The 25158-nt window shown below is 53.0% G+C and carries 17 protein-coding genes and 3 pseudogenes; 18 read left to right on the top strand and 2 right to left on the bottom strand.

What is annotated here, in order from left to right:
• Together ACM6G4_RS20695 and ACM6G4_RS20700 are read left to right on the top strand one after the other, a co-directional pair.
• Nucleotides 1–1360: YadA family autotransporter adhesin (locus ACM6G4_RS20695; RefSeq protein ID WP_414914507.1), on the top strand; the 1360-nt coding region annotated here is incomplete at its 5' end.
• A gap of 70 nt (nucleotides 1361–1430) precedes the next feature.
• Complete coding sequence (locus ACM6G4_RS20700) at nucleotides 1431–2237, top strand: OmpA family protein (RefSeq protein ID WP_414914508.1); 807 nt, start codon at nucleotides 1431–1433, stop codon at nucleotides 2235–2237.
• A 764-nt stretch (nucleotides 2238–3001) separates the two neighbouring features.
• Here the strand turns inward: ACM6G4_RS20700 and ACM6G4_RS20705 are convergent.
• Nucleotides 3002–3806: pseudogene (locus ACM6G4_RS20705) on the bottom strand (IS5 family transposase).
• Between the two features lie 896 nt (nucleotides 3807–4702).
• Between ACM6G4_RS20705 and ACM6G4_RS20710 the strand changes: the two are divergent.
• The 7 genes and pseudogenes from ACM6G4_RS20710 to ACM6G4_RS20740 all read left to right on the top strand — a co-directional run.
• Nucleotides 4703–4846: pseudogene (locus ACM6G4_RS20710) on the top strand (IS5/IS1182 family transposase); the annotation flags it as partial.
• A 141-nt stretch (nucleotides 4847–4987) separates the two neighbouring features.
• Nucleotides 4988–6477: pseudogene (locus tag ACM6G4_RS20715) on the top strand (site-specific integrase).
• Nucleotides 6470–8374, top strand: coding sequence for a hypothetical protein (locus ACM6G4_RS20720; RefSeq protein WP_414914509.1), 1905 nt, complete (start codon nucleotides 6470–6472; stop codon nucleotides 8372–8374). The pseudogene ACM6G4_RS20715 and the gene ACM6G4_RS20720 overlap by 8 nt, the downstream one beginning before the upstream one ends.
• Nucleotides 8371–9453: a hypothetical protein gene (locus ACM6G4_RS20725; RefSeq protein ID WP_414914510.1), complete on the top strand. Its 1083-nt coding sequence runs from the start codon at nucleotides 8371–8373 to the stop codon at nucleotides 9451–9453. Before ACM6G4_RS20720 ends, ACM6G4_RS20725 begins: the two co-directional genes overlap by 4 nt.
• 51 nt (nucleotides 9454–9504) lie before the next feature.
• Entirely contained in the window at nucleotides 9505–10005 is a 501-nt protein-coding gene (locus tag ACM6G4_RS20730; RefSeq protein ID WP_414914511.1) for a hypothetical protein, read from the top strand.
• A complete protein-coding gene (locus ACM6G4_RS20735) occupies nucleotides 9990–10427 on the top strand; it encodes a hypothetical protein (RefSeq protein ID WP_414914512.1) in 438 nt (145 codons plus the stop codon). Before ACM6G4_RS20730 ends, ACM6G4_RS20735 begins: the two co-directional genes overlap by 16 nt.
• Nucleotides 10424–10840 (top strand): hypothetical protein, encoded by a 417-nt coding sequence (locus tag ACM6G4_RS20740; protein ID WP_414914513.1) that lies wholly within the window; start codon nucleotides 10424–10426, stop codon nucleotides 10838–10840. Before ACM6G4_RS20735 ends, ACM6G4_RS20740 begins: the two co-directional genes overlap by 4 nt.
• Nucleotides 10841–11502: 662 nt before the next feature.
• On the opposite strand, the gene ACM6G4_RS20745 is transcribed toward ACM6G4_RS20740, so the two are convergent.
• Nucleotides 11503–11988 carry a toll/interleukin-1 receptor domain-containing protein gene (locus ACM6G4_RS20745; RefSeq protein WP_414914514.1) on the bottom strand — a complete coding sequence of 162 codons (486 nt, stop codon included), beginning with the start codon at nucleotides 11986–11988 and terminating at the stop codon, nucleotides 11503–11505.
• Nucleotides 11989–12419: 431 nt separating this feature from the next.
• Between ACM6G4_RS20745 and ACM6G4_RS20750 the strand changes: the two genes are divergently transcribed.
• The 9 genes from ACM6G4_RS20750 to tssC all read left to right on the top strand — a co-directional run bounded on the left by ACM6G4_RS20750 (nucleotide 12420) and on the right by tssC (nucleotide 25155).
• On the top strand, nucleotides 12420–12800 hold the full coding sequence (locus ACM6G4_RS20750) for a hypothetical protein (RefSeq protein WP_414914515.1): 381 nt from the start codon (nucleotides 12420–12422) through the stop codon (nucleotides 12798–12800).
• A gap of 959 nt (nucleotides 12801–13759) precedes the next feature.
• Complete coding sequence (locus tag ACM6G4_RS20755) at nucleotides 13760–14278, top strand: Hcp family type VI secretion system effector (protein ID WP_414914516.1); 519 nt, start codon at nucleotides 13760–13762, stop codon at nucleotides 14276–14278.
• Between the two features lie 156 nt (nucleotides 14279–14434).
• On the top strand, nucleotides 14435–16510 hold the full coding sequence (locus tag ACM6G4_RS20760; protein WP_414914517.1) for a type VI secretion system tip protein VgrG: 2076 nt from the start codon (nucleotides 14435–14437) through the stop codon (nucleotides 16508–16510).
• Nucleotides 16507–17355: a DUF4123 domain-containing protein gene (locus ACM6G4_RS20765; protein ID WP_414914518.1), complete on the top strand. Its 849-nt coding sequence runs from the start codon at nucleotides 16507–16509 to the stop codon at nucleotides 17353–17355. The genes ACM6G4_RS20760 and ACM6G4_RS20765 overlap by 4 nt, the downstream gene beginning before the upstream one ends.
• On the top strand, nucleotides 17352–18143 hold the full coding sequence (locus ACM6G4_RS20770; protein ID WP_414914519.1) for a hypothetical protein: 792 nt from the start codon (nucleotides 17352–17354) through the stop codon (nucleotides 18141–18143). The genes ACM6G4_RS20765 and ACM6G4_RS20770 overlap by 4 nt, the downstream gene beginning before the upstream one ends.
• Nucleotides 18140–20449, top strand: coding sequence for a lipase family protein (locus ACM6G4_RS20775; protein ID WP_414914520.1), 2310 nt, complete (start codon nucleotides 18140–18142; stop codon nucleotides 20447–20449). The genes ACM6G4_RS20770 and ACM6G4_RS20775 overlap by 4 nt, the downstream gene beginning before the upstream one ends.
• 1110 nt (nucleotides 20450–21559) lie before the next feature.
• Nucleotides 21560–23116, top strand: coding sequence for a type VI secretion system protein TssA (gene tssA, locus ACM6G4_RS20780; RefSeq protein ID WP_414914521.1), 1557 nt, complete (start codon nucleotides 21560–21562; stop codon nucleotides 23114–23116).
• 32 nt (nucleotides 23117–23148) lie between these two features.
• On the top strand, nucleotides 23149–23652 hold the full coding sequence (tssB, locus tag ACM6G4_RS20785; RefSeq protein ID WP_414914522.1) for a type VI secretion system contractile sheath small subunit: 504 nt from the start codon (nucleotides 23149–23151) through the stop codon (nucleotides 23650–23652).
• A gap of 27 nt (nucleotides 23653–23679) precedes the next feature.
• Nucleotides 23680–25155 carry a type VI secretion system contractile sheath large subunit gene (gene tssC / locus ACM6G4_RS20790; protein ID WP_414914523.1) on the top strand — a complete coding sequence of 492 codons (1476 nt, stop codon included), beginning with the start codon at nucleotides 23680–23682 and terminating at the stop codon, nucleotides 25153–25155.
• Nucleotides 25156–25158: the final 3 nt, after the last annotated feature.

The raw sequence follows: 25158 nt of genomic DNA on the forward strand, positions 1-25158 counted from the left end.
TGCCACCAATTCGGCAATCGATGGCCTGAACACCAATGTCGATAACCTGGACAAGGGCTCGGTGAAGTACGACCTGAACGTCGACGGCAGCGTCAACTACAACAACATCACCCTGGGTGGTAATACCTATAACAGCGTGTCCAAAACCGGTGGCACCAAGATCACCAACATTGCCCGTGGTGTGGATGACAGCGATGCGGTGAACATGTCGCAGCTCAATGAGACCAATGAGAAGGTCACCAATATCGATAATCGCGTCACCACTATCGAAGGCAGCATCACCAACATCAGCAATGGTGGTGGCATCAAGTACTTCCACACCAACTCCATCAAGGCCGACTCGGTAGCCAGCGGTGAGAATTCGGTAGCGGTTGGTCCGGATGCAAAGGCTAGCGGCAAGGGTTCTGTGGCCATGGGGGACGGTGCGACTGCCAGAGCTGACGGTAGCGTGGCATTGGGCCAAGGCTCCAGTGACAATGGCCGTGGCGCGGAAAGCTACACAGGAAAGTACTCCAATGTGACCAATAACAGCGCCGGCACGGTCTCTGTGGGCAATGCCGCCACGGGTGAGACTCGCACTATCAGCAATGTCGCTGACGGCAAGGAAGCGACTGATGCGGTGAATCTGCGTCAGCTGGATGGCGCGGTCGCAGAGTCGAAGAACTACACCGACAACAAGGTCAAGCAGATCAATGACACGGTTACGAACGTTGACAATCGCGTCACCAAGGTCGAGGGCGATGTAACCAAGATTCGGAATGGCACCGACGGCATGTTCCAGACGAACAACACCAGCAACCTGCCCAAGCCTAAGCCTACCGGTAAGGACTCTACCGCTGGCGGCGCCGGTGCGGTGGCTTCGGCTGACAACAGCACCGCTCTCGGAAGCAATGCTCGGGCGACCGCCACCAACTCGGTGGCGCTGGGTAACAACTCGGTGGCTGACCGCGTCAATAGTGTCTCGATGGGTAGTGCCGGCGCTGAGCGTCAGGTCACAAATGTGGCTGATGGTACGGCGGACACCGATGCAGTAAACCTGCGTCAGTTGAGCAAGGCTACGGGTGACATCAACAACAGCATCAATAACGTCTACTCGGACTTGAAGCGCGATCTGAAAGAGCAGGATGACATCCTCAGCGCTGGTATCGCTGGGGCCATGGCTGCAGCAGCTCTGCCGCAACCCTACAGCCCGGGTGCCAGCATGGCCTCCGTAGGTATGGGCAACTATCGCGGTCAGCAAGCCTTGGCAGTGGGTGTGTCGCGAATTTCTGACAACGGCAAATGGGTCACCAAGCTGGCTGGTACTACGGATTCCCAAGGTGAATTCGGTGTTTCAGTCGGTGTGGGCTACCAGTGGTAATCCGACTCTAATTTAGAGACGGGAGCCGGCTTGAACCGGCTCCCTAACCAAAAGCTTCGAGGTATTTAATATGTACAAGCAGTTTTCCGTAGGTGGCCTGCGTTTGGCTATAGCAGTAACTACCATGGCGGCATTGACGGCGTGCGGTACTGTTAGCAAGGTCGATGATGCAGGACAGAGTGCACAGCCGATTTACCCGGCGATTAAGGATGCGTCCATGCCAGAAGGCTATTACGTCAACCTGGAGAACCTGGGCAAGATGCGCCCAGGAATGAGCAAGAAGCAGGTGATGGAGTTGGTTAGTCATCCGCAGTTCAGCGAGGGTATGTTCGGAGTTCGCGAGTGGGACTATATCTTCAAGTTCCGTCAGCCAAATGGTCAGCCTGACAAGATCTGCCAATACAAAGTCTTGTTCGACAAAAACATGGTTGCGCAGTCCTTCTTCTTCCTGCCCGCAGATTGCATGCAGCCGCCAGCTCCGGCGCAGCAGATGACTACCGCAGCTACCAACGTCAAAAAGATTAACCTGGCTGCCGACGCCACCTTCGGCTTCAATAGCGCACTATTGCGCTCGGAGGGCCGCGTTAAGTTGGATCAACTGATCAGCGAACTGAATGAGGCGAAGTTGATTAGTATCAGCATTATTGGCTACACCGATCGCTTCGGTAGCCCGACCTACAACAATAACCTTTCGCTGCAGCGCGCTAATTCCGTGCGCAGCTATTTGATGGAACGTGGTGTGAAAGGCTCCCAGATTGAGGTGGATGGCCGTGGTTCCGCTGAACCTCTGGTGGTTTGTCCAGGACCAAAATCGCCGCAGGTAGTTTCGTGCCTTGCGCCTAATCGCCGGACCCAAATTACAATTCAGTTCGAATAATTCTCTGTCAAGCAACGGCACCTAGGAATCAGTATCCCTCAGCTCCGATTTGTTGGTCCCCGGCGGTGGATGCAAGTTCCCGAGGGCTTTTCGAACTTCCAGCCAGGCGTTACGCAGTTGAATGTCCTTGGCTTCGATGGGGAGCCTGGATAGGCATGCATAAGCTGCGGCTGGGAGTTTTTTATGTGAACACCGATGAACCCCGAAATTCTAAAACCTCAAACCAACCCAGTAACCGAGCAGCAAAAATCAACGAAGGGCGGAGCATCTCTACCTCGATTAGAAGGACAGGAATTCGCTTCGGAATCCTGAATCATCAACCACGAACTTTGCGTACGCATCCACAGCGGACATAGAGCAAATCTAGTTATATGGTATAGGTAGTAGATATACAGCTGTCAATATTGCTTTCTATAGAAAAATAGCCTTCGAAAGGAGTGCTATTATTAGTGTTGTACATCAAACTACGCTGCAAGGAACGGCCCGATGAGTGTTTGTTGAGTGAGTGTTTGTCCAGAATTTTATATAAATGAAAATGCGTGCGAACCAAACGAATCAAGGGCGAACTATAGACATTACGATGAAATTCTTAGGTCTACAGTCCCAAGTGTAGTGAAAAATCTAGTCACTGATTAGCTTATGAGAAATGACAATTGGGGGCAGGAATAGGGCCCGGTGCGATGAAGGCTCCTAGGTGAAAAACATTGGTAACGAAATAAAGACTGGGATGATCTGACCTTGGTCAACGGTGGCGATTAACATAACTAGGCTCTGTACGAAAAGTACTGTCGCAAACACAGCTTGGCACAAGCCAATGAAACCATTGTCGCAAAATTTTTCGCGAGTTTGTCGTGGCGAGTAGTGATGCGGCGGTTCTCCTTCAACCATTCGAACATGCGCTCAATGATGTTGCGCTGACGGTATTTTCGGCGATCAAACAGTCTGGATAAGCCGGCTTTGGCTTGCGTTTCATGTTGAACAGTGAAATTACCGGTTGCATCCGATAGCGGTCGCAGTCGCGCCGTAAGGTATCGTTGTCATAGCTCTTTATCGGCCAAAATCCATCAGCAGCGTTTGCCTGGGCGACCGCGCAGACTTGGAATAGATGCCTCATCCAGCAGCGGTTGCGTATAGGCAATGTCACTAGCTTGCCCGCCTGAGAGCAGGAAGCGCAAAGGCTCGCCATTGGCATCGCACAGCATATGGATCTTGGTCGTCAGGCCGCCGCAGTTACGTCCGAGAGCATGGTCTTGAGGTTCTTCAGGCTCCCTTTTTTTCCCAGCACCGGAAGAGGCTCGGGTTGCAGGCCCGGCGGTGGAGTCGATCATCCAGGTATCCAGGTCGATCACCCCTTGCTCGTTCAATCGGATGTGCAGGCGCTTGAGCATCTGGTCGAAAGCCCCCGCGAATACGCCTGTCGCGAAAACGTTGATAGACCGTTGGCCAAGGGCCGAAGCGCTCCGGCATGTCTCGCCAGGCTGCACCTGAGCAGAGCACCCACAGCTCGCCGTTGAACATGAGGCGATCATCTGCCCGTGGGCGTCCGCCACGGCGGGTTACATTGAAGATGTCTGCAACTAAATCCTAGGCTGCGTCCGAGAGTTGATACCGTTTTGCCATCGTGGCCTCCTGGCTCTGATGGCGGCAATTGCTACATAAATTGGCGTTTCAAGGGATTTCGTACAAAACCTAGCTACCAAGTCTCCTAATGTGGCCCGGAAGTATCGTTTGTAGATGCTCACGGCAATAGAACTCTCGCCGCTGCTACCGGTAGGCTGTTTTGTTTGTGCGTTTTCAGACAATTCCTACAGATTGAGATTTGGATTCCAGTTACGCTTTGATAGTTCGTCCAGCCAGGCTTACTTGGCAGCCTTAACCGGGGGATTTGCTTCTGGCTTGGACGAACTCCTATCTGGACTTCGGCGATGGTGCCGAAGCGGATGAGGTTTTCCCTGAAATTAATGTTTTTTTCTGTATTTCAGTTGAAATTTTACACCGGTCTACAACTTTGCGAAAAAACCTACAGATCTTGCATTCACCCTTGAATAGCTTTCGTGCTTCAAGTTGAGCCTTCAAGGCGAACTCGGTTTTTCAAAAACTTAAAATTAGCATCCGCCCATGAGCAAATATTTAAGACACTCGAAAATTGGTCTCGCCGTGCCCTGTGGTTAATGGCATATTGCCTTTGTCGTTCCTTTACTTTAAAAGTGGAGTCGGCTTTGGTGCGGGTTTTTTGTCTGTCATAGTCAGTTTCACTTACTCCGCACCGCTTATTGGTCGCCCGACCGGTCAAGCGGTGATGGGCACAGCGGTACGGGACGTTGGCGAGCGTGCCGCCGCCTTTATCGGGATGCGCATCTTCGGGACGGCCGTGGGCGGTCGGATCACGGTTGGCCTATTTTTCATCCAGGTTGTGATTTGGTGGATCACGCCAAACGCACTGGAGGTCTGGATCGACATTCGGCCTTTGTCGCAACCTCAATCTCTTCTCTCAATCGATCATCGCCATCAACGGCAGCAAATTCAAAGCCGTCAACAACCGCGACCGCAACTTCACTCAGGGCAAAGTAAAGGCGCGCATGCAACAGTTCGAGCAGAGCATCGATCGTTAACTGGCGGCGATGGGTTATTCCATAAGTTAGACCCCTGGGTTGAATCACTTAACAATCAAGGATTGACAAAAAAGGATTGAAAAAATATCTCGTAACGACGTAGATTGACGGATTTGCGTTCAGGGAAATGGTGCATATATGTCGTCATACGAGAATTCTGCCCATTTTGGCAGGTTGGTCATTATCCCTCGCGTGCAGGATGCTTTCGCTGAACTGTGCGTGTCCTTAAAACCGCGTGGCGTAATTCAAACTCTCTTAAAAGGCACTGAACCACCTATAGAGTTATGCCAGGTAAATGAGTTTGGTAGTAGTTCCAGTGAGCGTGACGTGTACAACTTTCCAGTGTTGTTTCATCGTAACGGTGTGCCGTGGATTGAAGCGAACTCGTATATTCTAAGTCTCGTGAAGAATAAGCACGCACAGAATTGGCCCACCGACAAGGCCCGGCGTACAGCAAGTAAGCTTTTAGACTACCTGATGTTTTGTGAGGAAGAAGAAATAGATTGGAAGGACTTTTCTGGTAAACGACCACCGCTAAGACCAACATACCGCTATTTTCGACGTCTAATTGACAGGGGGGGAGGTCTTCCGCTGTTATTAATCAGTACACCGGGATCGTATATGACTTTATTAAGTTTGTATCGATGAATTGGCATCATGAAATTGATATGGCGCGTGTTGATACTGTAAAAAAGGTTCGATTTTTATTAGAAAGTGGTAGTGGTACTCGGATGATTGAGGTGGAAAAGCGCAGTCAGACGCGTCCAGTGCACAAAGAAAACAATGCATCCATTGGCTTTGTGCGTGACGAAGGAGAGGATCTCAGGCCTCTCACCAATGCGCAGTTGTCCGAGTTGTTGGCGGTAATCGGTGACGACAACATTTGGTCGCAGCAGGAACGACTGATATTGCTATTCGCGTTGATGATCGGTGCACGAAAACAGACAGTTCTGACGTTGCGAATAAAGCATCTTAAAAATTTCACTGAGGATAAGCTGCATCGGGATAAGACATATCACCTGCATGTCGGTCCTGGGACGGGGGTTGATACTAAACGCGACAAGCCTCAAACGCTTTATGTGCCGAAGCAATTGGCTGATGATATTAAGGTCTTTGCCAGTTGTGCGGTGGCAGTCAAAAGGAGATCTTTGCTGCGTGAAAGGTTCGAGAAAAATTACAGCCACCTTGAATCATTAAATGATGAAGATATGTACGTATTTTTATCAGATCAAGGTAATTGCTATTATATGGCGGAAGACGATCCTCGTTATTTAGAGGTTAAGTCAAGGCCTACCGGGCAAGTGACCGAAACCCTAAAGCGAAAGTTTATTAAGCATGCGTCAACGGCGTTTCCTATGAGCTTTACCTATCACTGGTTGAGAGCGACCTTTGCGTTTCAGTTATATCAGTATCTATCTCCACTGTTAGCTTCAGGGCGCTTGCAGCATGGTGAAGAGATCTCGCTTGTGCAGAAGCGCCTGCATCACTCAAGTCGGGTAACAACTGAGAATGATCTAAAGCTGTTTCGTTTGCATTCTGATAAGTTGGCGGCACAAGAGCTTTACGAGGATGAGATTTTCGGATTTCGAGGTTACAGCGATTTGATGCTGGAGGATGTTAATGAGTGATTTTGGGCTAATGGTTGTTCGTGAAACGGATGTTGTTAGTCTATCTCAATTAGGGCAGGATTTTCTGTACCCTGAGCGCTTGCGTTTAAAGCTGGATCCGCGCGGCATCAAAAGCCCGATTGATATCGGCGCATTTGCCTATGCTTCTCGCTATATAGGAGTCAAGGCATGTAAGGACGGGATTCCCGTCGCGATAGACTCTTTTGTGCGTGTTCGGAGAATGCTGGTACGAACAATTGCAGATTATTTTAATACGGGCGGGCTGCGAGATAAAAGCGTCCTTGGTGAATTCAAAAGCTTTAAGTTTGTGCTGGATTGGTGTGACTCCAATGGCCATAGGGATGCATTCGATGACGTGAAGTCTGCTCGGGCAGCATACAAAGGGTTTAGTGGCTTTCCTCTGCATCAGATATTGGCCCAAGGGAAACTAAAGCCGATCACATGCTTTGGTAGGCAGAGAGCCTTCAAGCTATTAATTGGGTTGCAGTTTAAACATGATGCTCACTACATTACCAGAGGCGTATCTGTTATTAGCGCGAATCGGAAAAGCCCGGAGCCTCCGAAAGAACTTGATGTTAAAAATTATATAAACGTCTGCATGGATATCGCATCTCGGTTTCGTTCTTTTGTTATGGATGGCGAGCCGTTTCCCTGTCGGGTTAAGTTTGTAGGTTTGGAAGCTGTAGTTTTTCCTATTTGCGGTGCAACAATTACTCCCTACTCTCAGGGTAAGAAGCTCCATTGTCTTAATCTGTCGGAAGGAAGAGTTTCGACACCTGAGGAGTATATGGCTAGTGGGGCGCGAGTCAGTAAGCTAGATATAATTCGCCGCTCGCTCGCTGAAACACAAGGTACTATGGATGAAGCGAACGCAAGTCTTCGGCATGAGCAGCGGATGCGCTTAGCCTCCATGGCTGCAAGTGCGTATGCGTGCCTGTTTATTTTAATTACAGGCGCAAATCCGAGTGAGTTTGTGCAGTTTGAGTTTGCGGAAGCTCTTGAGGTTGAGCAGTCGTCAATAAAAAAGGAGTTGACGGCAGTTAAATTTAGGGCGAGGGGAAAAACGACTCGTTATCCAATCGGCAGAAAAGGACTTCAATTGCTGAAGGCTTATTTGAAACTTAGGCAATGGATGCTTGATGGAAAAGATTGCAAGTATCTTTTTTTTCGGATGCGTAAAGAAGGTGTCTACTCTGGTGAATTTAGCCAGTTGAACGAAAATTTTTCGAGTGCATTTTTTAGGCGGCTTAGAGGCATGTATTTGCCGTCGGATGCCAAAAATATTCCGGCATCTTCGGTAAGGAAATTTAAGAGTTTGGTTCTGCATGAATTGAGAGTGTCGCCATCATTGGTGGCCGATACGCTGAACCATTCGGAACGCACAAATGCTATGTATTACTCAGAAACTACTCCGGAGCGGCAAGAGCAGGAATTTGGTACTTACTGGGAGGCCGTTCGTAAGGCCGCTGAGGTCGTTCGGGAGCGAGGTTCTCGGCCTGGCTCTGCCACCGTTGTAGGGCATTGCGAGGACCTCAATCACCCTGTGAAAACTCATGAGGAGGTACCGATACAACCAAACTGTCAGACGCAGTATGGGTGTCTTTATTGTGAAAATTATATGTGTCATGCAGATAAAGAGGATGTTCATAAACTCCTCAGTCTTCAGTATGTTGTTAACGCCGTGAGGGGGAAGTCCGGGGATTTACAGCATGCTGAGCGGCTTTTCAAAGATCTTTCTATCCGTATCGAGTTTATCCTGGATGCCGTTTCCCAGCGCTCAGAGGGAAGTTTTATTCTTGTTGCTGAAATGAAGGTCCAAGTACAACAACTGGGCGAGCTAACGCCTTTTTGGGAAAAACGCCTGCAACGCTACGAAAAAGTGGGGGTGGTATTTTGAGTTCTAAGTTCTTCAGCGATTTGTTTGCCGGCTTAGCAGGCGTAGGGGTTGTTCCTCCGGACCAACATGACGAAGACGGCAGTACACCTTCTGATGGGTTTGTGTTGTGTCGCGATAAGGATGGGAATGCTACGGCGGTCTATGGATGTGATGTGTGGGATTTTAACCCGTATCGTCTGAGCGCGAGTAGGATAAAATTATTTCGGTTTGACGGTGTGTTCCCTGTTCAGGGAGTTGAGCAGCGTCGCTTAATAAATGAGATGAAATATATCTTCTTCTGTCTGATGCACTATGTTAGCTCTGGGCATATTGGCCGCCTCAGTCCCGCCTCTTTGTTGCAATATTATGCGATGCTGCGTACCGCTGCTCAGTATTGCTATGCACAAAAAGATAAAGAAGTGGTTGGGGTTATATCATTGCAGCAACTGTTCACAATTCCGGTGTATTTGGCTGCCTTCCTTAGGGATAGTAAAATGTGCCAAAGCAAGGTTAAGAAGCTTCGTGCACTGCTGAGGCATTTGGTTTCTGTTGGGGAAAAGCGCTTAGGGTATAGGATTCAAGGTACTTTAGATTTGGATTTTGGATTGAAGGAGCATCGGGAGGTGATGCAGCATCCAGTTATCCCCACTCGGATATACCTTGAAATAATAAATATTCTGGCTGATAGGATCGATCAGGTTCACGCCGGCATAAATAATCTAGAGGGCTTCATTGCCTGTTTTGAGGATAGAGTTTATGGAACCAGTATCAGTTTTCAACGCTGTACGATGAAGGTTTCTAAGCGCGACGTGCGACCTATATTCGAAGAGGCCATAGCGAAACACAGTTTGGAATGCATTTTTATGGGTGATTTTTTTTGCAAAGAACGAATGGGGTTGTCGTTATCACTCGCTAGAATCCAGTATGTGATAAAAAATATCATTCACACTTATACTGGTATGCGTGACCAAGAGGTTGCGAGACTTCCGTATAATTGTCTTTCACAGTCTGTAGTTGTTCCAGAAACGACGGATGAACAGGGTGTCGTTCGAGACCGAGTAAAGATGGTAGATCTAATATCTACTACTAAAAAATTTTAAGGGTACCGACAAGTCGAAGCTTGGCTTGCCACGGAAGATGTAATCAAAGCCGTGAAAGTTGCTCAAGCAATTTGTCGCGGTCTCTCAAAGCTCTACAACACCGATTTTAATGAAATGCCGCTTCTGCTCAATCCAGCAGTTATTGTCCGGAAAGGGGCCATGGAAGCAGGCGTGACACTTTGGAGAGTCGAGGCAAAGCCGGAGTCACTGGCCACATCAATTTTGATTGATTCGCAGGACTTGATAGAGCTGGCGGCAACAAGTCCGGAATTGGACTTCGCCGCAAAAGAATCTTTTGCAGTTGGCCAGCCTTGGAATCTGACGAGTCATCAGTTTCGACGCTCTTTGGCATTTTATGGCAGTAGCAGTGGCTTTATTTCGTTGCCGAGCTTGAAAAAACAGTACAAACACATGACTTTGCAGATGGCGCGCTACTACGCCAACAATTTTGAAAACCTCAAGACGATTTTTGGCTATTATGATCCGGAAAAAAGGAGTTCGATTTACCTCGGAACCACGTGGCATATGAGTTTCAGATGGGTATGCCAATGAGTGTGGCCTACGACATTCTAACAGAGGTCCTTGGTGAAAATACGCCGCTCTTTGGAGGTGCTGGAAGTTATATTGCCAAGCAACGCCAACGTCTTCAAGACGGTGACGTTATCATTGCGGATGTGCGTAACGAAACGATGAAACGCGTCGCTAATGGCCATCTCAGATATCGGCCAACCCTCTTGGGTGGCTGTACGAAGGTAGGTGAGTGTGACGCCTTTCTGCTCGGTGACTTTACGAGCTGCTTGACCTGTGAGGGCTCGATTATAAAACCGCAAAAATTGGATGAAGCGATTGCCGACACTCAAAAAGAATTGACAATGTATGAAGAAGGCACTGGTGAATACCAGTTAGTCAGCGGTGATATAGAGAGATTGCTTCGGTACCGGCGTCGTTTGGTGGACGTTGTGGAGGTTGAATGATCATGCCTGGTAAAGTCGCTGATGGTGTAAAAATCTGCGAGAGTGCGTTTGAACGACTGAAGGCAGGACTCTCAGTGACTCCAGCGCATGTCGGTATTGATGGATCAAAAATCACGGCAGGTATTGTAAGTGTAGAAGCAGGTTTTGACCGTGGCTATCTGAAGAAGTCTCGCAAGTCGCACATGTCTTTAATTGCCAGGATTGAAGCTTGTCGCGCCGAATGCAGGACGACAAGTAACTCAAAGGCGCTGCAGATTAAAAGTGCGCAGAATAAGGCAGGAAAGGCGGTGGCTGAGCTTGAGCAAGCTCGTGACCAGCTATACCAAGTGCTGTCGCAAAATTTGCAGTTGGTTGAACGTGTGAGGGAATTGGAAAATAAATTGAGATGCTATCAAGTAAGTTTAGAAAACTGATTTATGGTAGTTACTTGATTCTGATTTTGTCTGTGTGATTGATAGAGTGCGAGAGAGTTTGAGTACTCTGATGCACAGACTTGTATTTTGGTTTTTTTGGAGTGTCTTGTAGTTGGATATGTTGGTCGATGAGTCTTTCGAAAAGAGCAGGATCTTCAATCAAGCCGTTCGCGACAAATCTTAACAGACCAAGGGCTTGGGATGAAGATTTGACAGTTCTGCCGGCAGCTCATGTCAGATAGTAATGTGCAAACCACTGGCTACTTTGCACTCCTGAATTGGATAATCTGCTTGGCTGGCGACGTGGCCAGATCAGGCGTTTGTATGCCAGCCGCACTCATGTCCAGACATTCCCTGCCGTTGGTCTGGGCATGTTGAGGTTGGTATATCTCAAAAGGGTTATTGTACAGACGTGCCCGCCCATTTGCTTTCGGCCTGACCAGATTACCCATCGTATTTGACCACCAATCTTCGTGGCCGTGGCTGGCGGAAAACGACGCTTTGTAGATGCCTTTTGCCAGGGGCATAGGGGCCAAATACAGACTCTAACTTTTAGTTAACCAGGCTTTCGGTGATCGGTCCGGTTGACCCGAAGCCGAAGGGGAGGCACACACTTTTCCCAAGTGGTGCATCAGAATGACGAACGGTGTGGGGCTATACAATTAGAGCGCGATCAACTCGGCGATTTTTGCCGCTATCACCGCCATTGAGTCTTCTCCAGTATCCAGGCCGCTTCGGGAGGCGAGCAAGGGGCTGACATTGCGGAGAGCTTCATATGTCGTGTTGTGCACGATGGGAATGAGCTGGTTACCCGCTAGGAGCACCGAAAGCTCTTTGTCGGCGACGCTCTCTTTGGGAAGGCGGGTCAGCAGCGCAGGGGTCACCAACACGAGCCCAATTCGTGAATTTGCCAATCCCTTGTCGATGGCGCGCATCATCGGAACGCCGAGGCCAAGGTCCTTCTCGCTGAACCAAACTTTGACACCCACCGCCACGAGCAATTCGTGCAGTTCTTTGGCTGACCCTTGCCGGTCGTCCCACGCGTGGCATAGGAATACGTCACGAAGATCAGGCTGCGTCGCTGCTCTCGTCTCAACGGTTTGGCGGATTGGCGTGAGTGATTGCACTTGGGCGAACGTGTACGGCACGGTCGAACCCGCTTTCGACCAGCGGGGCCTTGAACTGCCGCTAGATCTGCCACCGCCACTGCTGCCATAGCTACTCCCGCTGCTGCCCGATGATGAGGAATAGGAGCGAGAACTGCTGCGGTAGCGGCATGCAGGGCAGGCTGCGGTCGCTGCTGCTGAACTATGTCCGCGTACTGGTGCTGTGCATCTAGACATATCGTAATGCTTCCATTGGTCAGTCCCTTTGCAACCTACGGATGTAGGTCTAGTTTACGATAGCGTAGTGCCATTCCTAAAGAGAAGAGCAAATCTAGGGAGGAGAATAATGGCCTCCCCAAACGGAGCCAAAGCTGTGCTGGCGTCTCGGCGGCGACGCTCAAAGGGCATCTCCCTTGATTTCTCCGCCCCCTAGCCCGAAGCTTCCCGCTTTGTAAATGTGCGAGGAGCTTCCTTTGCTTTCGTCGATCAGGCGGTTGATGGGCCAACAAGCCCGTAACTACGAACAGCGATTTGACCAAGCATTGAAACGCAGCAAAGCCTGGGGTTTGGTGCACTCGGGCTTCCGTCGCTCCCAAGAGCGCGTTGTCAGCGAGCACAATCTCCAGGTCTTTCAGCAGGTGGTGTCCTCGTTTCTATCCCATCTCCAGGCTGAAGATGTTTCGCAGCAGTGTTTTGCGGTAACTGCGATGCTCAAAGCTCCATTAGAAAGGGCGCTGGGGGTGCCGCTCGCGTTCACCTTAGGTTACGTTGCATACAACGGCCGCAATGTCTTTTATAGCGATACCCGCGAGCTTAAGGCGATGCTGCAAAGGGCGTTTCCTCCCCTGCGCTGAATTTGCATGCGTGGCTCACGCTGCCAAGCCATGAGGTAATCGATATGACGTTCGGTACGACGTACGGAGTGTTGACTCAAACGCCCAGCGTCATTGGGCGCATGTGTTTCCTGCATCCGAATGACATGCCCGCCGATATACAGTATCACCCACAGTTGATCGGGGAGGATTACCTGGAGCAAATCGGCGGTATGCACACCTTGCTGATATTGTCTTGAGCCACAGCCACGTTACGAAGTCGTCTGCGACAGTGTTGTATCCGTTGGCACAAGTACCCCTACCTGCGCCTTTAATGCTTGGATTCAGAAGGTGTGTTTGCCGACCCTTACTTGGACTCGCTATCGGGAGTTCGCCCACTGCCCCCTTTGGCCGTTCTCTGCCAGTTATGGTCCAATGCCTGTTGGTAAAAACCGATGCAATTGGCGGTCAGAACGTATGCAAGTGTCTGTCAGGTCGAGTGCAAACGGGTCAAGTGGGGTGCAATATCGCATCGAAAAGATAATCCCATGTTCTGTGCTCCTACAGATCAGCCTCCGTCAGGCTATAGGCTATTCAGGAGGCAAAACACATGGAGTGTCTGCCGATCTGTGTTGGGATGAAATGGCGAATTTTTCGTAATCGAAATGCTTGATTTTGACCGACTCCTCTCAGTAGAAGGCGTATGGCCATTATGCGCAAGAATTTGCGCACTTATTTCTGATTTTTTTCGCCTAAAACTCCTGCAGGCCACGTCGTCTATGCTCCATAGCCAAGTGCGCAACTTCTTGCGCAGTACTGCGCAAGAAGTTGCGCACTTTCCCCGTTGTTTTAGACAAAAAACTAAGTTTTGGCTGGTTCTCTTCGGTAACCACTTGTTAAGTAATGATATTTTAAAAGTGGCACGAACCTTGACTTGTTAAGTCAGGCCTTGGCCGGCAATTCGGCCGTTCAAGGCCTCTTTTTCAGCAAGGAGCATCGCCATGGCTACACCCGCTTACATGTCCATCACTGGCACCAAACAGGGCCTGATTACCGCTGGCGCGTTCACCGCCGATTCCGTCGGCAATACCTACCAGGAAGGTCACGAAGACCAGGTCATGGTCCAAGGCTTCCAGCATGAAGTGATCATCCCACGCGATCCGCAGTCGGGTCAGCCGACCGGTCAGCGTGTGCACAAGCCAGTGGTGATTACCAAAGTATTCGACAAGGCCTCGCCATTGCTGCTGGCCGCCCTGACTTCGGGCGAGCGTCTGACTTCGATCGAAATCAAGTGGTACCGCACCTCGGCCGCAGGCACCCAGGAGCACTATTACACCACCAAGCTGGAAGACGCGATCATCGTCGACATCAAGGACTACATGCTCAACTGCCAGGACCCGGCCAACGCGCATTTCACTCACCTGGAAGACGTGCACTTCACCTACCGCAAGATCACCTGGACCCACGAAGTCTGTGGCACTTCCGGTTCCGATGACTGGCGTACCCCTGTCGCCGGCTAAACCTGAGCGATCCGTCTCCGCTCGGCCTGTTGCGACAGACTCGGGCGCTGCGCGTGGCTGAGCCGTTCAGTCGCGTGCGGTTATGCCCTGTAAACCGGTCGGTGGTGCAGGGCGTGGCCTTATTTTCAACGGTTTCTTTCGCCCAAGGACACGCTTATGTTCGCTCCGGCCAATACCGCGCAGTTCGATCTGCTGATCCCCACGGTGTGCCACGACTTTAAAGTGGTGGCGTTTCACGGCCGTGAAACCCTCAGCAGCCTGTATGCGCTGCAACTGGAGTTGGTCAGCGAGCGCCCCGATATCGATCTGGAGAGTTTGCTCAGTCAACCGGCATTTCTTCAGTTTGGCCTCAATGGCGAAGGCCTGCATGGCTGCATCGAAGATGTGTGGGTGGGCGACGCCGGTCCGCGCCTGACCCGTTATCACCTGACATTGGTTCCGGCCCTGCATTACTTGCAGTTCAGTCACCAGCAACGGATCTTTCAGCAGCTGACGGTCGCGCAAATCATCGCCCAGGTCCTCAAGGGCCACGGCATCCTGGCCGATGCCTACACCTTTCATGTCAGCAGCAGCCTCCCGCGTGAATACTGTACCCAGTACGGCGAAAGCGATTTCCAGTTCGTCCAGCGTCTGTGCAGTGAGGAGGGCATCGCCTGGCACCACCAGCACAGCCCGCAGGGGCATTATCTGGTCTTCACTGACGATCAGACCTTCTTTCCTACCCTTGGGACCACGCCTTACCAGCAGGGCAGTGGCCAAGTGGCCGATCAGCCGGTGGTCCGGCGTTTCAGTCAGCGTTTCAGCACCCGGACCAGCCAGGTCACCCGCCGCGATTACGACTTCACCCGCCCCAGCCTGTTGCTGGAAGGTCAGTTCAGCGCCGAGTTCAGCCCGGCGCTGGAGGACTACCGTTCGCCACTGCTAATCGACAGTGAACGGCGCGGTCGCCAGTTGGCCCGTCAGGCCCTGGAGCGGCACCGCGCTGACTACCAATTGGCCGAAGGCAACAGCGATCAGCCGAACCTGCGCAGCGGGCATTTTTTCACGCTGAGCTCGCACCCGCGTCCGTCGTGTAATGCTCTGTGGTTACTGCTCAGTGTGGAGCACCAAGGCAAGCAGCCGCAGGTGTTGGAGGAATCGATTGCCAGCGACGTGAAGCCAGAAGACGACTTCACCCAAGGTTACCGCAACAGCTTCTACGCCATTCCCTGGGATGTGTTCTACCGTCCGCCACTGGTCACGCGCCCGTCGCTGCTCGTAAGCCAGACCGCCCGCGTGACGGGGCCTGTCGGCGAGGAGATTTTCTGCGATGAACATGGCCGGGTAAAGGTCGAGTTTCACTGGGACCGTGCGGAGTTGGGCAGTGACAAGAGCAGCTGCTGGCTGCGCGTATCCTCTAGTTGGGCGGGAGAAACCTTTGGCGCGGTGACGATCCCACGCATCGGCATGGAAGTGGTGGTGACCTACCTGGAAGGCAATCCTGACCAGCCGTTGATCACCGGCTGCGTGCCCAATACGCAGACCGTTGTACCGTACCCCTTGCCGGCGAACAAGACCCAAACCGTGCTGCGCAGTCACAGCTCCCCCCACAACGGCGGCTACAACGAACTGTCGATTGAAGACCGCGCGGGACAGGAGAGAGTCTACCTGCGGGCGCAGCGTGACCTCGAACAACTGATCCTCAACGACAGCGGCGCCAAGATCGGTAACGACCGCCGCGAGCAGATCAGTCAGGACAGTCACAGTCTGATCGGGCGTGACCGCTTTGAACAGGTCGATAACAACAGCTCCAGCCTGATCAATGGCGACGAATTGCACACCACCCATGGTCAGCGCAGCACGCTGATCGGTGGCGACGAGATGATCAGCATCACGGGTAACAGCAGCACCACCGCGGGCGGCACCCTGGTGATTCAGGCTGGGTCGCAGGCTCATGTCACCGCGACCAACGTGGTGATCCAGGCGGGCATGAGCCTGACACTGCAGGCCGGCGGGCAGCATATCTTGATCAGTGCCGGCGGCATTTTCAGCAGTGTGCCCATCGTTCAGGGTGGCGCACCGCTGGTGGGAACTCCCCCGCTACAGGCAGCACAGGCACTGGCAACCGCACCGCAGGCGATCATCGCCGATCTGTTGTCCCTCGTGGGTGCCAGCAAACAACAAGCCGCGGACTACTGCCCTCTTTGCGAGGTGTGTCTCAATGGGCAATGCACGATCGGAGAAAGCGCATGAATACGCCTGAACAATGGCAACAGGAACAGATTCAGCTGGGGCGAAGCCTGTACTTGGTGTTGGACTCTGTAGGCCAACTGGATGAACGCAATGCGCTGATGGAGGGGGTGGAGCTCAACCAGTTCTGCAATCTTTACATTGGTACGCCTGCTGAGCCTATGGCAAATGCAGGGCCATACCTATTTCGGTTGGAGTCGCTCTCCCATCCCGCGATTGAGGCTCTGCTCAAGACGCCTGAGCGTCATTGGGGTTGGCTGGCCAGTGCTCACGACGGTGACCTCGATATATTAACGACGCACTGGCGCGAGCGCCTGGTGACCGGAGAACGACCGAATCAGACGCTTTATCGCTTTCACGATAATCGTGTATTGGGCCGAGCCTTGGCGTATCTGCAACCGGAGCAGCGCCCGGACTACCTGGGGCCGATGTACAGCGTCTGTTTCTGGCAGGCAGAACAGTGGGCCATTACCGACAATCCGTCGCCCGACGTCTACCCGCTACCGCGCGATCCGGCGTGGCTGAAGACCCCCACGTCAGATGCTGCCTATGCGGGGGTGCAGTTCGACAATGCTCGTCGTTACCTGGTATCTGAACACTCCGACGCCATGGTCAATTTAGCCGAGCAGCGAGACATTGATACCTGGCTACGCGCTCAGCTCGACTTGGCCCGCGCCTGGGGATGGCAGGAGCCTGAGCAACTCCATTTTTTGCTGATGCACAACCTGCAGACAGCGGAATACATTCAGCCCAAGTCTTGGGCACCTCAATCCAACGAAACGCCGACGACGCACTTTGAGCGGGTCTATCAGGACGTGCTGTATTGGCAGGGAGACGCCAGCGTATGAAACATACAGCCCAAAGCCTGATCCTCACCAGTTGTTTAGTCCTGACCGTGGGTTGTGCCGCCACAGGTAAGTCCGACAGTTTTACCTTTGCCCCCGATTTTCCACCGAATTTCAAATACTCGGTCTTGGCTACATATGTTCCCGCTACAGGGGAAGCCTGCACCGTACCTGGCGGCAAAAATACGCAGCTGGGTTTTAATATGGAGGGTCAAGAATACAAATCCACCGCTGACATCGTGCTGCACCGAACGGTGAGTGGCTGCCCGCTGGCGTTGTATCTCGTGGAGATCAAGGTCACGGGAGTCTATGGAAACGATTGGAGTGATCGTAGCTACGACTTCGCCCGAATTGCAGTGCGCGATAAGTTGTTAGAGCAGTCGAAGGGCTCCTTCAATTCAGTCGGTGACAGTGCGTTTTTCGGTGAGTGCCAGTGGCTATTCCGCACCTCCGGCAAGACTCGTATTCTGAGAAAAATCCTCACCTGCAAAAACACCGATACCCAGGGCAACATCACCAAAGGCCACCCGTTTACGGCATTCACCCTGGATCAACTGCCGGGTAAAACTGTGCGACTGAAGATCAAGCTGGCCGATGAGGAAAAGCCCGGCTGGGGAGACACGTGGGTCAAGGTGCCTGATGGCTGGAAGCGCTGTATGGGTGAAGGGTTCGAAGATCAACACGCCTACTGCAACGGGAATTACACAGACTTCAGCACTTTCCGCATGCCGGATGGCCGCAACTGCACCATTTACCCCGGTTGCACCGAGAACAAGGACGTAACCCCATGAGCTTGCCCAAACTGAAAGAACAACATAAACCGTTCATGGGCGGCAAGATCCATGCTTGCCCACTGCGCGAGCATTGGACCAGTTTTCAACTGGTGGATGAGTTTGGGGATGGTCAACCCTACGCCGGCTTGACCTTTGAGGCCACCGATTACGAAGACATGGTCTACACCGGCAAGCTGGATGCTTCCGGCATCGGCAAGGTGGAGCATCATTTCAATGGTCCGATAGTGCTGACGCTAACCGAGCTCTACCAAGGGACGGAGGAACTCTATAAGGATTTAAGAAAAAGGCCGCACTACCCACTGCCGATCACTGAACTCCAGATGCGCGCCGAGAAAACTAGGTTTCGTCATAAGTCAGGTGCGCGTACGCAGAGCAATGGAAAAAAGAACGCTGACGACGTCTTTTATCAGGTGGAGGTCAGTGAGCTGGTGGTGTTTCACGCGCATTTGCCGCCGATGGTCGAGCGTCGTTTTCCACCCAGCCCCAATGTAATCAGGCAGTTTCGACCGGAGTCCCGGGTATGGAAACAGACAGGCATTGATGGAGGGGGTGGTGCGACCATTACCTCGACGGAGACGAGCATGGCGGAATTAGGTTTTGGCCCGCCGCCGCCAAGACCGAGGGGGATTGCCCTGCAGTCAAATCGACACCATGTATTGGAAGTGCGCCCATTGCGCGCGTTACGCCCGGCGCTCTCCACGGATAATGAGTTTTGCGCGCTTAACCTATACCAATTGGCACTGTTGGCGACCTTGAGTTACAGCGACTTTGGTCAGAAACCAAATACACAGCCAGTGACGACCGGAAGCGTCGGTTTCCCGTTGCAGCCCTCAAGTGGTAACTGGTTTGGCGAGGCCCTGCCTTGCTTTGCTGAACTTTGGCAAGTGGATGCCGCTCAAGCAAAAGGGTCGACCTATTACCCGCTGTATGAGGAAGTGCCTTACTCCAAACGGTTGGAGATTGTACCGTTTGATCCAGAGTTGTATCCGTTCGTCAATGATCCAGCATTGGGTGAGAAGCAGGAAAATCCGGCCAACATTCACTTCTTCGACGACAGTCAGCAGGCAGCTGGTACGAACACCCAAGCCTATATCACGCATCACGATGAGCTGATTTTAATTGCCGTACGGGGCACGGCCGGGAGAGCGGATATTCTTCGCGATATAGATGCCGAGCAGGTACCTTTTGTCGAGGGCGTGGGCAAGGTACATAATGGTTTTTACGGCGCTGCGAAGGGCATGCGGGATTTCGTTACCGGTTACCTGGATAAATTCTATAGCGGGCAAAAAATCGTCATTACCGGGCACAGTCTGGGCGGCGCGATTGCCTTATTGCTGTCGGAGATGTTGAGACGTAGGCCTGAGCGGTATGACATTCTGCTCTACACCTACGGCAGTCCGCGAGCTGCCGATAAAACGTTTGTCGAGGGGGCTGCCAGCCTCTTCCATCACCGTACGGTCAACCATAACGATCCGGTGCCGAGCGTTCCGGCAACGTGGATGAACACCGACAAGCCACCAATTCTCGCGGGGAAGGCGGCCGTGATGCTTATCAATCCGGCCTTGGGAGCGGCTGCAGTTGCGACCGGGCTAATCAATTTTGCCGGGCAGCCGTACGAACATCACGGCACATTACACCATTTCATGCCGGTGAAATTTGAGGATGGCCATCAGTCTTCCGTGCTGTGGACCCCGATGTGCAACTCCATTACCGACCAGGGGTGCGCTAAAGCGTTGAGCGAAACCGATGGATTACCTGTGCGCGGAAACTTCTTCCGTCAAATCCTGAGTAGTGCCAATCACATGATGGTTGCCAGCTATATTCCCAACTGCTGGGCCACTCTGCGCCGCTGGCAAGAGTCACAGGAGTTGAAGCGGCCACTGGTCACTGATCGCGAGTTTAACGGGATTAATGCCGCATTAGAACGTATGACGATGCAATTACGACAACTAGAAAGCAGGTCAAGCATGGGGGCGCATGGCGACGCCCACTACCACCGAAACGACCATGAGCGGGCCCTCATTATTGAAGAGCTAGCTCAGATGAAAATGACCCGTGAACGACTAATCACCTTGCGCGAATCATCTGTCGCCGAAAGCGAGGTGTACGGTCTTCTCGCCAGCAAGTCCGAGTTCCAGGTAGAAACGCTGCCGCGCTGGAAAACCCACCCGGAGAACATTAAGCAGGAGCAATGGGCAATGATTCCGCCACCCGCTGACACCCATGACCGGGCCATTGCGGCAATTACGGGTGGTCACGTCGTAGGGGCTCCTATCAGTCTGGATGTCGATACATTCATCTAAAGTCTACGGTCGTGAGTAACGCAATTATCACGTTGTTCGTGACCGGTTGTAGAAGGCCGCATGCCCAGCGCTCTTCATTGCCTATTACCGGATACTGCACCGGTCTGGTTGATTAGTATCATGAAGTGGTCGTTGGCCAGATTGAGCCGTACGGCAAAGTTTCTCTGACTTTCGCACGCCATAGCCACGGCGATATCTTTATAGGCAGCCAGGGAGCATTCTCATTTGAACTGAGCAGGTGATGTCCGTAACCTCCAGTCGATTTGGAGTAGCGGATGAGCCGCCATAGGCTTCTTCATGATGATCAATGGGAGCAACTGTCTTCACCATGCCACTCGTCACTGCCCGCGAAAACCGTCACCTTCCAGGCTGTATTGGCTGACAAGAGTTCTGACTCAGACGCTTTTGTTGAGGTCTTCCAGCGTCGTGGCGCTGAGGCGATTATCCCCTCGAAAAAGAACCGCCTGCCCCTCGCAGCCTTGATCGACACCTCTACAAGGCTCGCAACTGGGTAGAGCGCTTTTTTCCAGACGCTGAAGCAATTCCGCTGGATAGCAACACGGTACAAACGACTGGCCAGGAACTACCAGTCGATGCTGTCCCTTGTGTCTGCTGTCATATGGCTGGCCTGAATGAGCACCCCCCCCTGGTTTGATCGACGGTGTTGAGCGGATACCGCGTGCGGGCGACTCTCGTTGTGAATGATAGCTTTTGATTGTTTTTTAATGGCTGATTGCTGGTTAGTGCTGCAGTCTGGTTTCGGCTTCGATCGCGAAGAATGCGAGACGCGCAACCGTGCGTTGCGCTGGGAGGTTGAATTGCTTCGGCAGGCATCGCGTTATCTGCCGGAGTTAATGCAGGAGTTTTCCGAGCCATTTTCAGACAATTCCTACAGCTATTCATGTTGCAGCTCCACATACTCGCCCGAGCTCGTTATGACGATATCAACTCAAGCAGAGCGACCGCGTCCTCGACACCATATCTGGGCCGTTAAAAAATTAAACTTTCATGGATGGAATGAATATGGCGGCAGATCATTTCGGGACGAGGTCATTTTCAGGGCGACTAATGATTCGCCTGAGCGGATCGGTGCTGATCGAGCGTCGGTAGATGTCCTATTCAAGCAAGCTATCCACTCACTATCTTGAGCTCGCGACCTCTGCTATTTGCCCGCAGCAGTTCGCCGGCGAGGACGTTCGATTTTCCAGCGAGTTCGAGGCGTTGGAAAGCGAGTTGTCCAAAGCTCAATCAATGCATGAAAGTGGACAGACCGACTGGCTGAAAATGCAGGAAGTCGGTGAGACCTTGCTACGTACACAATCCAAGGATTTGCGGGTCGCAGCCTGGTTAACTTGGGCGCTGTATCAACGCGAATCCTTTCCGGGCTTGTTGGCCGGCTGCGCGCTCTTGCAGCACCTGTGCGAACACCATTGGGCGCACCTGCACCCCGCCAAACTGCGTACCCGCGCGGCAGCCATCGGCTGGCTAGTGCCGCGTCTTGAGCACGTGTTGAACGAAAACGTGGCCATCAAGGAGCAGTTACCGCTGTTCCGCCGCTTGGTGGAACATCTGGAAGGGCTCGATGCGGTGTGCACTGAGCACTTGGGTGACGATGCGCCACTACTGCTGCCCATTACCCGACGCTTGAACAGTATGGTCCTGCGTGCCGCGGATGATCAGCCGCAGCCAGGGTTAGTGGGTGCCGCAGTGGCCCAGGTCAAACAAGCTGCCACACAGCTGTTCTCCCCCGACGTCCCGATCGACAACGAAAAAGAAGCCCATAAGGCTTTGCGCGCTCAGCAAGAAAGCGCGCGGCCTTTGTGTGCTTGGTGGCTCAAACAGAAAGCCACCGACCTGCGCGCCTTGCGCCTCAACCGCACGTTGCTGTGGCTGCCCATCGACGCCGTACCTGAGCGTAATGCCGAGCATATTACCGCGTTGCGTGGATTGCCGGCGGATAAGCTCAAGGCCTATCAGGACCGTTACGACCAAGGTAAATATGCCGATTTGTTGGTAGAACTGGAGACGAGCCTGGCGAAGGCCCCGTTCTGGTTCGATGGTCAACGCATGGTTTGGGAATGCCTTCAGGGTCTGAACGCCGAGCTGGCGATGCGCGAAGTGGAGATTCACTTCGCGTTGTTGCTGCAGCGCCTGCCCGGCATCGTCGAATTGCGTTTCCATGACGGCGCCCCGTTTGCCGATCCGGCCACCCGGGCATGGATCGCCGCTCACGTCATGCCGCACCTGCAAACCGCCAGCGCGCCGCGCAAGGTCGAAGTCGTCGATACCCAGCCAGCCTGGGAACTGGCCCTGGAAGAAGTCCTGCCGATTCTGCGCAAGGACGGCCTCAAGGCCGCCGTGCAGATCCTCAAGCAGGGCCTGCAAAGCGCCCAGGGTGGGCGTGTTCGATTCTTCTGGCAGTTCGCCCTCGCGCAGCTGTGCTTCACGGCCAAGAAGTACGAACTGGCCAAGACCCAACTCGAAACACTCGACCAAACCTTACAGGACTCAGGCTTGAGCACCTGGGAGCCCGATCTTGCGCTGGAAGTGCTGCATTTGCTGCATAGCTGCTGCGAGTTGTTACCGCAGAACCATGCCATACGTGAACGCAAGGAAGAGATTTATCGCAGGCTGTGCCACCTCGATCTCGAAGTGGTACTCGAATAGGCCCCAGGGCCACAACCGCAAGGAGAAAAGCCATGGCCAAAGAAGGCTCGGTAGCCCCCAAGGAACGCATCAACGTCACCTTCAAACCTGCCACCGGTGGTGCACAGGAAGAGATCGAACTGCCGTTGAAACTACTGGCAATCGGTGATTACACCCACCGCAAGGACGAACGCAAAGTCGAAGATCGCAAGCCGATCAGCATCGACAAGATGACCTTCGACGAGGTACTGGCCAAGCAAGAGCTGAGCCTGACACTGAGCGTACCGAACCGTCTTCAGGAAGGCAGTGACACGGAGGAACTGGCGGTGCAACTGCGCGTCAATGCGATGAAGGACTTCAATCCGGCCAGCCTGGTCGAGCAAGTGCCGGAGCTGAAAAAACTAATGGAACTGCGCGACGCGTTGGTAGCGCTCAAAGGTCCGCTGGGTAACGCACCGGCGTTCCGCAAGGCCATCGAAGGCGTGCTCGCCGACGACGAATCTCGCGGTCGCGTACTGGGTGAGCTGGGCTTGAGCGCCGCCGCCCAAAACGCCTGAGTCCCCATCAGCCAAGGAAGCCAGACCATGAGCACGAGTAAAGCGCAGCAAAAGAGCCACGAGAACAGCGACTACAGCATTCTCGACAGCATCATCGCGGAAACCCGCCTGACCCCGGACGACGAAGCCTATGACATCGCCAAGCGCGGTGTATCGGCCTTCATCGAAGAGCTGCTCAAGCCGCAGAATAACGGTGAGCCGGTCAAGAAAGCTATGGTTGACCGCATGATCGCCGAGATCGATGCCAAGCTCAGCCGTCAGATGGATGAAATCCTCCACCACCCGGACTTCCAGTCCATGGAGTCGTCCTGGCGTGGCTTGCAATTGCTGGTCGAGCGCACCAACTTTCGCGAAAACATCAAGATTGAAATCCTCAACGTCTCCAAAGAAGACCTGCTGGACGATTTCGAAGATTCACCGGAAGTGATGCAGGCAGGCCTGTACAAGCACGTCTACACCGCTGAATACGGCCAGTTCGGTGGGCAGCCGGTCGGCGCGATCATTGCCAACTACTTCATGTCCCCCAGCTCGCCAGACGTGAAACTGATGCAGTACGTGTCCAGCGTGGCCTGCATGTCGCACGCGCCGTTCATTGCCGCGGCTGGCCCGAATTTCTTCGGACTGGAAAGCTTCACCGGTCTGCCGGACCTGAAAGATCTGAAAGATCACTTCGAAGGCCCACAATTCGCCAAATGGCAGAGCTTCCGCCAGTCGGAAGACGCCCGTTACGTGGGCTTGACCGTGCCACGTTTCCTGCTGCGTAACCCGTACGACCCGCTGGATAACCCGGTCAAATCCTTTGTGTACAAAGAAACCGTGGTCAACAGCCACGAGCACTACCTGTGGGGCAATACCGCCTACGCGTTCGGCACCAAGCTGACCGACAGCTTCGCCAAGTTCCGCTGGTGCCCGAACATCATCGGCCCGCAGAGCGGTGGCGCGGTGGAAGACCTGCCATTGCACCATTTCGAAAGCATGGGTGAAATCGAAACCAAGATTCCGACCGAAGTACTGGTTTCCGACCGTCGCGAATACGAACTGGCCGAGGAAGGCTTCATCTCCCTGACCATGCGCAAAGGCTCGGACAACGCAGCGTTTTTCTCCGCCAACTCGGTGCAAAAGCCGAAGTTCTTCGGCATCAGCGCAGAAGGCAAGGCCGCAGAGCTGAACTACAAGCTCGGTACCCAACTGCCGTACATGATGATCGTCAACCGCCTGGCTCACTACATGAAAGTGCTGCAGCGCGAGCAACTCGGTTCGTGGAAAGAACGCACCGACCTCGAACTGGAACTCAACAAGTGGATCCGCCAGTACGTAGCCGACCAGGAAAACCCGAGCGCCGAAGTACGTGGCCGTCGCCCGCTGCGCGCCGCCCAGATCATCGTCAGCGATGTCGATGGCGAGCCGGGCTGGTACCGCGTCAGCCTTAACGTGCGCCCGCACTTCAAGTATATGGGGGCTGATTTCACCCTGTCGCTGGTGGGAAAGTTGGACAAAGAGTAAGCG

It is taken from the genome of Pseudomonas sp. IT-P258 (genome assembly GCF_949767825.1).
Classification (GTDB): domain Bacteria; phylum Pseudomonadota; class Gammaproteobacteria; order Pseudomonadales; family Pseudomonadaceae; genus Aquipseudomonas; species Aquipseudomonas monachiensis.